The sequence below is a fragment of the Paraburkholderia hospita genome, assembly GCF_002902965.1.
In the GTDB taxonomy this organism is placed as follows: Bacteria; Pseudomonadota; Gammaproteobacteria; order Burkholderiales; family Burkholderiaceae; genus Paraburkholderia; species Paraburkholderia hospita.
In genome coordinates this window covers 2,001,435-2,014,852 of record NZ_CP026106.1, presented here as the reverse complement: position 1 = coordinate 2,014,852, position 13,418 = coordinate 2,001,435, and the positions used below count along the sequence as shown (strand labels likewise).

Below are 13,418 nucleotides of genomic sequence, written 5' to 3'. Positions count from 1 at the left end.
ACACGCGTTGCGTACAATGGGCGCACCCCATTTTGACGAGGCGCGCATGGCCCGCATTGTCCCCGACGACTGGAAGAGTCTTGCCGCCACGGGCGCTGCCTCGCGCGAGCGCGAAACGCTGGCGCTGCTCGAAGAAGCGCTGCCGCGCGAGTACACGGTCTATCACGGCGTGCACTGGACACGGTTGCACGAAGGCTTTTCGGTGTTCGGCGAGGCGGACTTCGTGATCGTCAGTCCGGCGGGGCGGGTGATGATCGTCGAGCAGAAAACGGGCTTCCTGCGCGAGACGCCGAAAGGGCTGGTCAAGGTCTATATGCAGACCGAGCGCAACGTCGCGATTGCGCTCGCGCGCACGATCGAAGGGCTGCACCGGCGCTTCACGGCGGCGTTCGGCGCGGGCACGTATTTCATCGAAGAGCTGCTGTACTGCCCGGATCACATCGTCAAGGACGCGGCAATCTCAGGCGTGAACCCGGCGCGTATTGTCGATGCGACGCGCAAGGACAAGCTCGTCAGCATCATCCGCGAGGCGCTGCCCGAGGACGAGCCGCGTCTGCCGTGCGCGTCGAAGATTCACCATTTCCTCGCCGACGAACTGGCGCTCGCGCCCGACGCGAGCGCGCTGGTCGGCCAGGCGGGCACGCTCGTCACCCGGCTCGCGGGCGGTCTGGCCACATGGGCGCGGCGGCTAGAATTCGCGCCGTTCCGGCTGCGCGTGATCGGCACGGCGGGCTCCGGCAAGACGCAACTCGCGGTGCAGGTGATGAAAGACGCCGTCGCGCGTGGCGCGCGTCCGTTGTATGTGTGCTTCAACCGGCCGCTCGCGGATCACATTGCGCGCGTTGCGCCGCCCGAGGCGAAGGTCGCGAACTATCACCAGTTGTGCGACGAGATCGTGCGGGATAGCGGCCGCGCGCCGGATTTCCAGAGCAGCGACGTGTTCGAGCAACTCGAAAGGGCCTTCGCCGACACGCCGATCGACGCGCGCTTCCAGTACGACGTGCTGATCGTCGACGAAGGCCAGGACTTCCAGCAGCCGTGGGTGCCCGCGCTCGAGCGGCTGCTGAAGCCGGGCGGCGCATGGTGGTGGCTCGAAGATCCGCTGCAGAACCTGTATATGCGCGAGAGCGTCGCGCTGCCCGGCTGGACGGTGATGCGCGAATCGACCAACTATCGCAGCCCGCGCGACATCCTCGACTATCTGCGCGGCGTGGTCGGTGCAACGGTGCCGCTGGCGGCGGGCCTCGCGGCGGGCAGTCCGTTCGACGGCTCCGAAATTTCGCTGTCCACCTACGACGAAACCCAGCTGCCCGAAAGCTGCATCGACGCGACCAAGCGCGCGATCACCCAGGCGCTGGCGCTTGGCTTTCGCAAGCAGGACATCGCGGTGCTGTCGTTTCGCGGACGCGAAGGCTCGGTGCTGTGGCCGCTCGATCATCTCGGCCCGCACCGGCTGCGCAGCTTCACGGGCAAATACGATCTGTTCGGCAATCCCGCGTATCGGGAAGGCGATGTGCTGCTTGACTCCATCTACCGCTTCAAGGGTCAGTCGGCGCCGTGCGTGATCCTGAGCGAGGTGGATTTCGACGCGTTCGACGAGCGCAACGCGCGCAAGCTCTTCGTCGGCGCGACCCGCGCGACGATGAAGCTGATCGTCGTCGCGTCGCAGCGTGCGGCGCGGCATCTGCAACTTGGGGACACGAAGGAGCAGGCGGACTGAGGAATCGCTAGCGCGGCGGCGCGGGAAAGCTCAGCGCCGCGAGCGTGGCGCGCTTCGGCAAGCTCAGCGCCAGGCCGACGCGCTGATCAGCGTGCCTGTGTGCTTGAGCGCGTCCCACCAGATCACCCGCAGCAGCGGCGCGAGCTTCGCGATGAGGAGCGCCTGCACGGGATCGCTTTCGATGAAATGCGTGACGCCGCAGCTCAACGCCGCGGCCGCCTTGTGCGCGGCTGCGCCTTCGGGCGTTTCGTCATGCGCGTCGGGCGTGCGCATCACCAGTTCGAGATGACCGAAACCGTGCCGCTCGAGCCATGCGCGCGTGCGTTCCAGGTCGGCGTGCGGCCGGCCCGTGATGACCGCGCGCACTTTCTGCAGATCGACGTCGGGCAAGACCTCGTACGGCAACAGCGCGTCGCGCTCGTTTAAAGCGGCGGCGAGATCTTCGTCATACCGTGACAGCGGCACGTCGGGCAGCAGGATGCCGTCCAGATCGATCGCATAGGTCGCGTATTCGTGGTCATCCGCCATTTTCCCGGTCGAACCGGACTCGACTCTCAGCCAGTCGTCGCGATAGTCGTCCGTATAGGCCTGGCGTTCCCACGGGAACAGCGCGAAGAAGCCCGACGCGTCGTTCGCGAAGTCCGGGCGGATGCGGCTGATTTCGTCGAAGGCGGCCGTCAGCGTCTTGACGATCAGGCCGTGCTGTTCGAGAAACGCAATGCAATCGACCAGCGTGAAGCCACGGCCCGCGATGTCCTCGCACAGCAGCACCTTCGAGCCGGGCGGCGGCAGCGGTTGGGCCGAGTCCCACGTGACGTGGCGCGCCCTGCGGTCATAGCTGAGAAACGCGACAGGCACGCCGATCGCATGCGAAGCCATCAACGCGAGCGGTGCGCCGCCCCGTAGAATGCCGACAGCGGCGGCGAAGCGCTCTTCGAGCAGTGTGGGCTGCAACGATTCGATCCAGTGGTCGAGCTGTTCGTAGGTCAACGGTAGAACCGGCTTTTTCATGACGGATGTTGCGCTTGTGGTGGGCCGGATGAACGTGCGTCGGCGAAGCGGCTTTTTTTGAGATGGAGCCGATATTATGCACGCCATGTAAAGATTCTGTGTCGGGGCTGGTCCGGCCGCGCTGTAGTTATCGTCTGATGAGGTTGTCAGGCACAATGCGGGCACGACTAACAACAAGACCACACTAGAGGGACCTGAAAGTGCACTACAAGAAATGCGGCGGATTGCGTGCGTTCGCGCTGATGTCCGCGCTGGTCACCGCGCTGCTCACCGTCTTCGCGCTGGCGTTCGCTTCGTTCGGAGCGTCGGCCGCGCCGCTGACGACCACGCTCGCGCTCGACGTCAAAGGCAAGATAGCGAAGACCAACGACGACGATCACACCGTTTTTCACTTTTCCGAAGCCCAGTTGCTCGCGCTGCCTGTCCATAGCATTTCGACATCGACGACATGGACGGCAAAATCCACCTTCACGGGGCCGCTGCTCGCGGATATCCTGAAGACCGTGGGCGCGTACGGCGATCAGATCGAAATCCATACGCTGGATGACTATACGTACACCGTTCCCGTGTCGGACACGGGCCGGTACGGCGTGATCGTCGCGTACAGCATGAACGGCAAGCGCCTGCAGGTCAGCGACTTCGGGCCGCTGTTTCTCATCTATCCGCGCGACCAGTTTCCGGGCGAGCTGGCGGGGGCGTCGGCGGACGCGAAATTCGTATGGCAGATCAAGGCTCTCATCGTCAAATAGGACGGCGCCCGCTGCGCCGTGTGGTGCTCGTCGTCATCTGGATCGCCGCGCTCGCGGCGCCGACCGCGGCGATCAGCTATCTGCTGTACTCGGCCCTTCTCAATCCGCGCGCCACCCAGCAGCTGACGGGCACCTACGACGGCTTCTACTGGGACGCCGCGCAACTGCAGATCGCCTACGCGCGGCTCGAAAGCCAGCTGCTGCAATACGAGACGGGCGTCGATAGCGACTATCAGCGGCTCACGCTGCATTTCCAGGTGCTGCAATCGAAGCTGCGCGTGATGGCTGGCTCGACGCAGCGCATGGCCGCGCAGACGGAAGCCGTGCAGCGCCAGCAGGAAGAGATCGTGCGGCTCTCGGAGATGCTGGTCGCGATGCAGCCTTCGCTCGACGCGCTGCCTGATTCGCCCGCGCTCGCGTCGCGGATGGTCGACGAACTGCGCAAGCACTGGAAGGAAGTCAACGATCTCGCGCTGAGCCGGCGCTACGTCGACCTGCAGGACCGCGAGGCGATGAATTCGGATTTCATCGCAAAGCGCCAGATGCTGTTCGCGGGCGGGCTGGTGCTGCTGTTGCTGTCGGCGGCGGCGACCACGCTGCTGGTGATGAACGGCCGGCGCCGCACCAAGCTGATTCTGCAGCAGCACGCCGCGCTCGATGCCGAGCATCAGGCCAGCCGCGCCGCGCGCGAGGCGAGCCTCGCCAAGGACGCGTTCCTCGGCATGATCAGCCATGAGCTGCGCACGCCGCTGCACGCGATCGTCTCGTCGATCGAACTGCTCGGCTTCAACTTTCACTCCGACGCAGACCGCAAGGTGATCCAGCGGCTGGAGACGGCCGCACGCCATCTCGAAGCGCAGATGAAGGATCTGACCGACTACGCGCGCCTCGGCGCCGGCAAGCTCGAATTGCGCAACGAGCATTTCGATCCGCGTGAGCTGCTAACGTCGATCGTTGACGAGCACGAGCCGTTCGCGCGGGCGAAGGGTCTCGTGTTCGAAGGTAGCGCGAGCGGCCGGGTGGGGCTCGTCGATTCCGACCCGCACCGCATCCGGCAGATCGTCAACAACCTCGTGACCAACGGGATTCGCTACACGGAGCGCGGTACCGTCACGCTGCATTTCGACCAGCGCGACGACGCGCTGGCCATCGTCGTCACCGACACGGGCGCGGGCGTGCCGGACAAGCAGATTCCGCTGATCTTCAAGGAGTTCACGCAGCTCGACGCATCGCGCACGCGCCGCTTCGAAGGCGCGGGGATGGGGCTTGCGATCGTGCAAGGTCTCGTCGATCTGTTCGGCGGGACGATCGATGTCGACAGCGAAGTCGGCAAGGGCACGCGCTTCACAGTGACGATTCCCGTGAAGCCGGTCGCCACGCCCGCCGGCGCGTCCGTCGTGCCGCATACGGCTCACGGCGAAGGACGCCCGCAGGTGCTGATCGTCGACGACAACCAGCTGATTCGCGAGTCGCTGTGCGAAATGCTCGAACACATGGGATGCGACGCGGCCGCCGTCGCCAATGCCGACGATGCGCACGCATGGCTCGCCGCGCGGCAGTGCGATCTGGTGCTGCTCGATCTGCACATGCCCGACAAGGACGGGTACGCGTTCATGACCGAATATGCGGAGAAGGTGGAAGGGGCGGGCGAGGCGGTGCGCACGCCTGTGATCGCGGTGAGCGCCTATGCGCCCGATGGCAGCGTGCGCGCGGAGGCGGATCTGTTCTTCGACAGCCTGACCAAGCCCGTTCACTACGAGGTGCTGCGCGACGCCGTGCAGCGCGCGCTGGCAGCGAGGCACGGGGCGTCCGTCGCGGGCTGACGAGCGAGCCCGCGCTTAAACCCGTGACTTACGCGCGGCTAAGACGCTTCGACAGATCGGCGACGAGAATCGCCATGCGCGCCGGCTTCTCGTAACAGGCCACATCGTAGTTGCGCACGATGTCGCTGATTTCAGACTCGCTCGCCTTGCCCGTCAGCAGTTCGCCCGTCAGTACGAAAATGGGTGCATCCGGATTCTCCGACGCGCGCACGGCGCGGATTGCTTCCGCCGACGTCTGCGGGCCGAACAGCCAGTCGATCACCACGCCGTCGAACACCTGCGTCTGCAGCGTCTCGGCGAACGCCGCGAGGCCATAAATCGCGATGGCCGCGAAGCCGCTGCGTTCGAGATAGTCGCGCAGATTGTCGGCGGACGCCTGGTCGTCGTCGACGACGGCGATCAGCGGCTTGTCGGTTTCGGCGCGGCGCGGATAAATCTCGATCTTGTGGACTTCATACGCGTTCTGATAGAGCGCGCCGTCGTGCCGCACGACGCGCCACTGATCGAGCTTCGACCACGCGATGAATTCCGGCCGGCTGCCCGCTTCGATCGGCGCGCCGATCCACGCGGTACACGCGAGCTCGATTCCGCCGATCGCGAACACGGCTTCCTGCGCGGTGGCGCCGACCATGCCGGGGTCGAGCGATTGCGCGCCGAACAGCTGCGCCGCCGGCTCGCCGAAAACCTCGGCGACCTTCTTGATCTGCGAGAGCGTCCACGGGCTATTGCCGCGCAGCTTGCGGTGACCCTGCGAAAAACTCAAATCGAGGATCCGGCAAAGCTCGCTGGTTTGCTGACGCTTGCCGATGCCGTGACGGCTCATCAACTCGCGCACGCGTTCGGCGACGGCAAGCGAGTCGGTTGAGGTGGCTTCGTTGGACATGCGCGAAGAGTGTGTCGGTATAAATAGTTGTATATGACGCGGCGTCGTGGCGGCAGCGCGGTGCCGCGTGGCACGCCGGGTGGGCGTGCTGCCCTCGCAGGACCGCAACTGTACCGCAAGACTTCGGGCGCGCCTGGTGTCGCGCCATATCCGCATTGATCGAGCTTTTTTCGACGAACCCGCCGATTCTAATGAGTTCGACCGCCTCACGCGAATGAGGCGGTGTTCGAACCATGCAAAGCCTGTCTATTTTAGCGGTGAAATATATGCAAATCGCATGAAATTAATCGGTAAGGCTTGGGACTTTGCGCGTTTTTTGCGGCGGATCATCGGCCCGAAGGGGGATTGGGCTGGCGCGGGCGCTCGCGACGGCCGCCTTTCTGACCGGGATTGCGGCGCGCGGGCGGGCCTGAGAAGATGCTGTCCCTCGACACGGCCTCGGCGCCATATCTTTCTCGCATTCCCGATGACGACCACCTATCCGCTGCACGCCAACCTGAGCCCGGCCGACACGCCGTTTCCCGATCAAGCCGACGTCGTGATTGCGGGCGCGGGCATCATGGGCTGCGCGGCGGCGTACTACTTGGCGCGCCGGGGCGTGAAGGCGGTGGTGCTGGACAAGTCGCGCATCGCGGGCCAGCAGTCGACGCGCGCGTGGGGTTTCGTGCGCCAGCAGGGCCGCGAGGCCGCCGAAGTGCCGCTGATGATGGCGGGCATGCGTATCTGGGAGCAGCTTGAACGCGAGCTGGATTTCGATCTCGAATGGCGGCAGGGCGGCTGTCTCTACGTGGCGAACAACGAAGAAGACTGGACGTCGTTCCAGCAATGGATGGACGTCGCGAAGCAATATGGGCTGGATACGCGCGTGCTCGACCGCGCGCAGATCGACCAGCACGTGCGCGGCATGCAGGGCAAGGTGCTGGGCGGTCTGTACACGCCGACCGACGGCCAGGCCGAGCCGCGCCGCGCGGCGGCCGCATTCGCGGCGCGGGCTATCGAAGCTGGCGCGCGGTTTTTCGAGGGTTGTGGCGTGGTTGCGATAGAACGGGCGGCGGGCGCCGTGACGGGCGTCGTCACCGAGCGCGGCACGATCCGCACGCGGCAGGTGATTTGCGCTGCGGGCGCGAGTAGCTGGCGGTTGCTCGATACGCTGGGTATTGTTTTGCCGCAGCAGGCAGTGCGCGGCACGTGTATGCGGACGAATCCGCTGCCTGCGATTACGGCTTCCACATTCTGGGGGCATGGGCTTGGGATTCGCCAGCGTGCGAACGGCGCGATCAATCTCGCTGACGATATGCAGGTTGATGTCGATATGACGTTGGGGCATTTTCGGGCGCTCAAGTGGTTCTTGCCCGAGCTTTGGGCGCAGCGCGAGAAGTTCAGCTTTCATCTGAATGGCGCGTTTGTGCGTGATTTACGCGAGCGCGTGCCGGGCTTTTTGTCTGCTGACGAGCGTGTGTTGCATCCGCGGGATCCGAATCCGCAGCCGAATCGTTCGCATGCGCCGCGGGCGTTGCAGAAGCTGCACGCGTTGTTTCCGGCTTTGAAGGATGCGCAGGTGGTTGAGTCGTGGGCCGGGTTGATCGATGTGTTGCCCGATGGGATTCCAGTGCTCGATGCTGCTTCTCAGGCGCAGGGCCTGTTGGTCGCTACCGGATTTTGTGGGCATGGCTTCGCCATGGGGCCTATTGTTGGGCGGCTTATGGCTGAATGGATCGTTGATGGGCGGCCGTCGCTTGATCTTTCTGCGTTTCGGTTGCAGAGGTTTTTTGATGGGACTATGCAGAGGCCTCGAAGCATGCTGTGAGTTTTTTTGTCTGCGACGCTGGGTGGTTTGGTTTGGCTTTTCGCTGGCATCCGCGTTATGGTGTTTGCCGTTCACGCGTCGCCCCTGTGCGGGGCGGCACCTACTTTTCTTTGCCGCCGCAAAGAAAAGTAGGCAAAAGAAAGCGGCTAACACCGTCAGTTCTAGTTCTTGCCTGAGGGCCCCCAACCGGTCCTACGCTTCACACGGCAACCACGTGACTCATGTTTGTCGCCAACGCTTCGAATGAGCGCCTCACCCACTTCAAGCACCCGCTCAAGGGCTGGCGGCAGCGAATGGTTTGTGCCGCCCAGGTGGCAAACTGTGTGTAGGTTGTCGCACCGTACAGGTTAGTGCTCTTACCAGAACCACCGAGCTTGCTTTTCGGTCCGGAGTGGTGCGCGTATGGCGCGAAAGCCTACACACAGTTTGCCACCTGGGCGGCGGAGGAATATCTGGCACGGCATGCCGCAACGCGGGCGCATGAAGCGGGTGAGGCGTACAGAGAGAGCGTTGGCAACGCAGGCGAGCAGATACCTTGCCGCGTGAAGCGTGGGACCGGTTGGGGGCCCTCAGGCAAGAAGAAATGTTGGCGGTGTTAGCCGCTTTCTTTTGCCTACTTTTCTTTGCGGCGGCAAAGAAAAGTAGGTGCCGCCCCGCACAGGGGCGACGCGTGAACGGCAAACACCATAACGCGGATGCCAGCGCAAACTCCAAAAAACCAAACCGCCTGCGCCACGAAGCCAAACCGCGGATGCCAGCAAAAACACAAGCAAACCACACCAGCGTCGGCAGACAAAAAAAACCTACTTAGGCGCTATATCCCTCCGCACTCGCCTGATGTGCTGCTCGACATAAAACGCAGCCGCGTCGGCATCACCATCAACAATGGCCTCATAGATCAACCGATGCTCAGAAACATAAAGCCTGATCCGCCCAGGATCATGAATCCCATCATCCTTTAGCCGTTTCCACAAAGGCTGATCCATAGCCTTAGCCACTTCGTCGGCGATCTTGACGAGCAGGGCATCGCCCGTCATCACAGCAAGCTGCCGATGAAACAAACGATCGCTATCGTTCCATAGCGCGCGCTGCACGGCATCGGTGACATCGTCGATCGAATCCATCTGCGCAAGGTAATGTTCGGCAAGCTCGTCACGCTGCGCATTGGCGGCTGCGCGGCGCGCGATGGCAGGCTCCAGGATCAAACGGACATCGAGCGCCGACGTAGGGCTGAAATCTGCATCACCCGACACCTCGCCAGAAGCCGGCGCCGCCGCCAATCGCTGCAACGCGTCCGCGCAGACGTAAGTGCCCGAATTGCGCCGCGTAACGACCAACCCCTCGTTCTGCAACGCGCCCAGCGCCTCCCGCACAGCGGGCCGTCCAACGCCAAACCGCGCCGCGAGATCGCGCTCCGAGGGCAACCGCGCTTCAGGCGCGAACTGACCACTGCGAATGTCGCCGCGCATGCGCTCCGCGACCTGCTCGTAAATCTGCTTCGGGCGAAACGCGCGTTCCAGTGCGAATGAGGTCGAGGCCATGGATGGATACCGTGCGACAGATGACAGTGTGATGTGTGCTGGGTTCAAACCAGTTTGATGGATAAATTTTGAAACTGGTTGATCGTCAACCAAAGCTGGTCTACATTTCGATCCAGTATAAGACAAAGACGATGGAGCGAGACGATATGTTGGACAGGCAACGGCCCGAAGCTTTCCTGCGAGGAACGAACGCATCATGAAGCTGAACCGCATGATCAGCACGGTCGAAGTACATACGGGCGGCGAACCGTTTCGCATCGTCACGAGCGGGCTGCCGAAGATGTCCGGCAAGACCATCGTCGAGCGGCGCGCGTGGCTCAAAGAGCACGCCGATCATCTGCGCCGCGCGCTGATGCTGGAGCCGCGCGGCCACGCCGACATGTACGGCGGGTATCTGACCGATCCCGTCACGGAAGGCGCGGACTTCGGCATCATCTTCGTTCACAACGAGGGCTATAGCGACCATTGCGGCCACGGCGTGATCGCGCTGGCGACAACGGCCGTCTCCCTCGGCTGGGTCGAGCGCACAGAGCCGGAAACGCGCGTCGGCATCGATGCGCCTTGCGGCTTCATCGAAGCGTTCGTCAAATGGGACGGCGATCACGCAGGCAGCGTGCGCTTCGTCAACGTGCCGTCGTTTATCTGGCAGCGCGACGTGAGCGTCGAGACGCCGGGCTTCGGCACCGTGCGCGGCGATATCGCGTTCGGCGGCGCGTTTTACTTCTACACATCGGGCGAACCGTTCGGACTCGACGTGCGCGAAGACCAGGTGGACCGGCTGATCCAGTTCGGCGCCGAAGTGAAGCGCGCGGCGAATGAAGCATTCAAGGTCGAACATCCACATATTCCCGAGATCAATCACATCTACGGCACGATCATCGACAACGCGCCGCGTCACGCGGGCTCGACGCAGGCCAATTGCTGCGTGTTCGCCGACCGCGAAGTGGACCGCTCGCCGACAGGTTCGGGTACGGCCGGGCGCGTCGCGCAACTGTATCTGCGCGGACAACTGGGCAAGGACGAGACGCTCGTCAACGAGTCGATCATCGGCACGGTGTTTCGTGGGCGTGTGTTGTCCGAGACGAAGCTCGACCGCTTCGATGCCGTGATTCCCGAGATCGAAGGCGACGCGCATATTTGCGGGTTCGCGAACTGGCTCGTCGATGAGCGCGATCCGCTGACGTATGGTTTTCTGGTGCGCTGAACGCGCAAGGAGCAGCCCCGATATGAGCAGCACGCCGATTTTCGACGCCGCCGGCACGGCGCGCCTGATTCCGTTTCGCGCGCTCGTCGACGCGCTGAAGACAGCCGCCGCCGACTACGCAGCCGGGCGCGTCGCGAGCCCCGAGCGGCTCGTCGTGCCGCTGAACGACAACGGCATCATGCTGTCGATGCCCGCCGCGGCATCCGATCTCGCGATCCACAAACTCGTCAACGTCTGCCCGCGTAACGGCGAGCGCGCACTGCCGACCATCCACGGCCAGGTGATGGCGTTCGACCCGGACACGGGCAAGACGCTGTTCATTCTCGACGGGCCGACCGTCACGGGACGCCGCACGGCCGCGATGTCGATGCTCGGCATCGAGACGCTCTCGCGCGACGCACCGAAAGACATTCTGCTGATCGGTACGGGCACACAGTCCGCGAGCCATCTGCGGGCGATCGGCGAGTTGTATCCGGAGGCGCGTGTGCGTGTGCTGGGCACATCGGCGGCGCGTGCGCAGGCTTTCTGCGACGCACAGCGCGGCACGGTGCGCGATCTGCAAGTCCTGAGCGACGCGACGATTCCCGATTCCGTCGACACCGTCATCGCGCTGACGACGAGCCGTCAGGCCGTCTACAACGAAGCGCCACGCGCGGGGCGGCTCGTGATCGGCGTCGGCGCGTTCACGCCGCAGATGTGCGAGATCGGCGCGCGCACGCTCGCGGGCAGCACGCTGTATGTCGACGATCTCGCGGGCGCAAAGCACGAGGCCGGGGACTTCATCCAGGCGGGCATCGACTGGTCGACGGTGACGGGCATCAAGGACGCGCTGGCGAGCCAGCCATCGTTCGATACACCCGTCGTCTTCAAGACCGTCGGTTGCGCGGCGTGGGATCTGGCGGCCGGGCGTGTTGCGCGAGGAGCGCTGGGCGCGGGTTGAGACCTCGCGCGTCCTTTGTCGCCGCAGACCGCGTGTAAGGGCGAAGCGGAACGAACGTGCGTGCCGTGTCACGACAGTAAGCGTGCAAACAATCCTAAAACGTTGCAACATAGTCGTCTCGCGCAAACCTGCCCGATTTCAGCGCTGCCTGAAAGGCTGGTCCGGACGGGCTTGCGTTTTTCCCAGCAGTTAATTTTTGCGACCGCGCTATGACGACTTCCACCGCTCCTGCTTCGCCGGACCGCCCGCTCGACATGATCATTTTCGGCGGCGCCGGCGACCTGTCAGCCCGCAAGCTGCTGCCCGCGCTGTATATGGCGCACACGCACGGCAATTTGCCCGCCGAAACGCGCATTCTCGCGATCGGTCGCCGTGAATGGGTGCGTGACGATTATCTGAAATGGATGGACGAGCAGAGCCGTCCGTTCATCGAATCCGGTGCGTATGAATCGGGCGCATGGGACCGCTTCCTGTCGCTGTTCGAATACGTGCGCGTCAATGTCGACCAGGCCGCCGATTACGAGCGCCTTGCCGAGGCATCGCGCCCGAATGCGCTGCGCGTGTTCTATCTGTCGACGTCGCCGGAACTGTTCACGACGATTTGCGACAACCTCTCGTCGCACGGTCTGCTCGACGAGTATTCGCGCGTCGTGCTGGAAAAGCCGCTGGGTCACGATCTGGCGTCGGCACAGGCGATCAACGATTCAGTCGGCAAGCATTTCTCCGAGCATCAGATCTACCGGATCGACCACTATCTCGGCAAGGAGACGGTGCAGAACCTGATGGTGCTGCGCTTCGGCAACGCGATCTTCGGGCCGCTGTGGCAGGCGCCATATATCCGCAGTGTGCAGATCACGGTGGCGGAGTCGGTCGGCGTGGGCACGCGCGCAGGTTTCTACGATCACACGGGCGCGATGCGCGACATGGTGCAGAACCACTTGCTGCAACTGCTGTGTATCGTCGGGATGGAACCGCCCGTTTCGCTCGACGCCGATGCCGTGCGCGACGAGAAGCTGAAGGTGCTGCGTTCGCTGCGTCCGATGACGGCCGAGGACATCTCGCGCGATACGGTGCGTGGACAGTACACGGCGGGCGCTGTCGGCGGCGAGCCGGTGAAGGGTTATCTGGAAGAAGCGAACGTGCCCGCCGATAGCCGCGCGGAAACCTTTGTCGCGTTGCGCGCGCATATCAACAACTGGCGCTGGGCGAACGTGCCGTTCTATCTGCGCACGGGCAAACGGATGGCGAAGAAGCTGTCGGAGATCGTGATCGAGTTCGCGGACCTGCCGTTTTCGATCATGCCGAATAGTCCTTGTGGTCCGCGTAATTGTGGCAATCGACTGGTGATCCAGTTGCAGCCGAATGAATCGATTCAGTTGCAGATGCTTGCAAAGGAGCCGGGTAGTGGGATGCGGACGTTGCCCGTCAATCTGAATCTCGATCTGGAGCAGGCGTTCACGAGCCGTCGCGCGGAGGCGTATGAGCGACTACTGATCGACGTCGTGCGCGGCAGGCTCACTCACTTCATGCGTCGCGATGAACTGGAAGCGGCATGGACGTGGGTCGATCCGATCATCGAAGCGTGGAAGCGCAACGGCGACAAGCCGAGGGGCTATACGGCAGGGACGTTCGGGCCGGGGGCTTCGACGGCGATGATGGCGCGGGATAATATGGTTTGGTCGGAAGAGTCGTAGGGCGGGCGAGGGCGGACTACGTGTCCGCCCTTTTTTCGTCTCCAGC

General features: G+C 63.6%; 10 protein-coding genes. 7 read left to right on the top strand and 3 right to left on the bottom strand.

Features of this window, described 5'->3' with window-relative positions; all coding sequences use genetic code 11:
- Positions 1-46 precede the first annotated feature (46 nt).
- Complete coding sequence (locus tag C2L64_RS27355; RefSeq protein ID WP_007588682.1) at positions 47-1,720, top strand: ATP-binding domain-containing protein; 1,674 nt, start codon at positions 47-49, stop codon at positions 1,718-1,720.
- Positions 1,721-1,783: 63 nt separating this feature from the next.
- Here the strand turns inward: C2L64_RS27355 and C2L64_RS27350 are convergent, their stop codons facing one another.
- The gene (locus tag C2L64_RS27350; protein ID WP_007588681.1) at positions 1,784-2,731 is read right to left on the bottom strand and encodes a phosphoribosyltransferase; all 948 of its coding nucleotides are present in this window, start codon (positions 2,729-2,731) and stop codon (positions 1,784-1,786) included.
- A gap of 200 nt (positions 2,732-2,931) precedes the next feature.
- Here C2L64_RS27350 and C2L64_RS27345 point away from each other — a divergent pair, with 200 nt between their 5' ends.
- Together C2L64_RS27345 and C2L64_RS27340 are read left to right on the top strand one after the other, a co-directional pair.
- The gene (locus C2L64_RS27345; protein ID WP_007588680.1) at positions 2,932-3,480 is read left to right on the top strand and encodes a molybdopterin-dependent oxidoreductase; all 549 of its coding nucleotides are present in this window, start codon (positions 2,932-2,934) and stop codon (positions 3,478-3,480) included.
- Complete coding sequence (locus C2L64_RS27340) at positions 3,450-5,303, top strand: ATP-binding response regulator (RefSeq protein WP_176133897.1); 1,854 nt, start codon at positions 3,450-3,452, stop codon at positions 5,301-5,303. Before C2L64_RS27345 ends, C2L64_RS27340 begins: the two co-directional genes overlap by 31 nt.
- A 28-nt stretch (positions 5,304-5,331) precedes the next feature.
- Here C2L64_RS27340 and C2L64_RS27335 read toward each other — a convergent pair whose 3' ends face one another.
- Positions 5,332-6,186, bottom strand: coding sequence for a helix-turn-helix domain-containing protein (locus C2L64_RS27335; RefSeq protein WP_007588675.1), 855 nt, complete (start codon positions 6,184-6,186; stop codon positions 5,332-5,334).
- A gap of 466 nt (positions 6,187-6,652) precedes the next feature.
- Between C2L64_RS27335 and C2L64_RS27330 the strand changes: the two genes are divergently transcribed.
- Positions 6,653-7,993: an NAD(P)/FAD-dependent oxidoreductase gene (locus C2L64_RS27330; protein WP_007588674.1), complete on the top strand. Its 1,341-nt coding sequence runs from the start codon at positions 6,653-6,655 to the stop codon at positions 7,991-7,993.
- Positions 7,994-8,796: 803 nt separating this feature from the next.
- Here the strand turns inward: C2L64_RS27330 and C2L64_RS27325 are convergent.
- Complete coding sequence (locus tag C2L64_RS27325; protein WP_007577892.1) at positions 8,797-9,534, bottom strand: FadR/GntR family transcriptional regulator; 738 nt, start codon at positions 9,532-9,534, stop codon at positions 8,797-8,799.
- Positions 9,535-9,730: 196 nt separating this feature from the next.
- On the opposite strand from C2L64_RS27325, the gene lhpH reads away from it, so the two are divergent.
- The 3 genes from lhpH (at position 9,731) to zwf (ending at position 13,372) form a co-directional block, all read left to right on the top strand.
- A complete protein-coding gene (lhpH, locus tag C2L64_RS27320) occupies positions 9,731-10,738 on the top strand; it encodes a trans-3-hydroxy-L-proline dehydratase (RefSeq protein WP_007577893.1) in 1,008 nt (335 codons plus the stop codon).
- Between the two features lie 22 nt (positions 10,739-10,760).
- Positions 10,761-11,678, top strand: coding sequence for a bifunctional Delta(1)-pyrroline-2-carboxylate/Delta(1)-piperideine-2-carboxylate reductase (gene lhpI / locus C2L64_RS27315; RefSeq protein WP_007577894.1), 918 nt, complete (start codon positions 10,761-10,763; stop codon positions 11,676-11,678).
- 209 nt (positions 11,679-11,887) lie between these two features.
- The gene (zwf, locus tag C2L64_RS27310; protein WP_007577895.1) at positions 11,888-13,372 is read left to right on the top strand and encodes a glucose-6-phosphate dehydrogenase; all 1,485 of its coding nucleotides are present in this window, start codon (positions 11,888-11,890) and stop codon (positions 13,370-13,372) included.
- The last annotated feature ends 46 nt before the right edge of the window (positions 13,373-13,418 follow it).

Coding starts and splice junctions, on each gene's coding strand:
- C2L64_RS27335 (WP_007588675.1), bottom strand. CDS start 6,186: ATGTCCAACGAAGCCACCTCAACCGACTCGCTTGCCGTCGCCGAACGC.
- lhpI (WP_007577894.1), top strand. CDS start 10,761: ATGAGCAGCACGCCGATTTTCGACGCCGCCGGCACGGCGCGCCTGATT.
- zwf (WP_007577895.1), top strand. CDS start 11,888: ATGACGACTTCCACCGCTCCTGCTTCGCCGGACCGCCCGCTCGACATG.
- lhpH (WP_007577893.1), top strand. CDS start 9,731: ATGAAGCTGAACCGCATGATCAGCACGGTCGAAGTACATACGGGCGGC.
- C2L64_RS27325 (WP_007577892.1), bottom strand. CDS start 9,534: ATGGCCTCGACCTCATTCGCACTGGAACGCGCGTTTCGCCCGAAGCAG.
- C2L64_RS27355 (WP_007588682.1), top strand. CDS start 47: ATGGCCCGCATTGTCCCCGACGACTGGAAGAGTCTTGCCGCCACGGGC.
- C2L64_RS27350 (WP_007588681.1), bottom strand. CDS start 2,731: ATGAAAAAGCCGGTTCTACCGTTGACCTACGAACAGCTCGACCACTGG.
- C2L64_RS27340 (WP_176133897.1), top strand. CDS start 3,450: ATGGCAGATCAAGGCTCTCATCGTCAAATAGGACGGCGCCCGCTGCGC.
- C2L64_RS27330 (WP_007588674.1), top strand. CDS start 6,653: ATGACGACCACCTATCCGCTGCACGCCAACCTGAGCCCGGCCGACACG.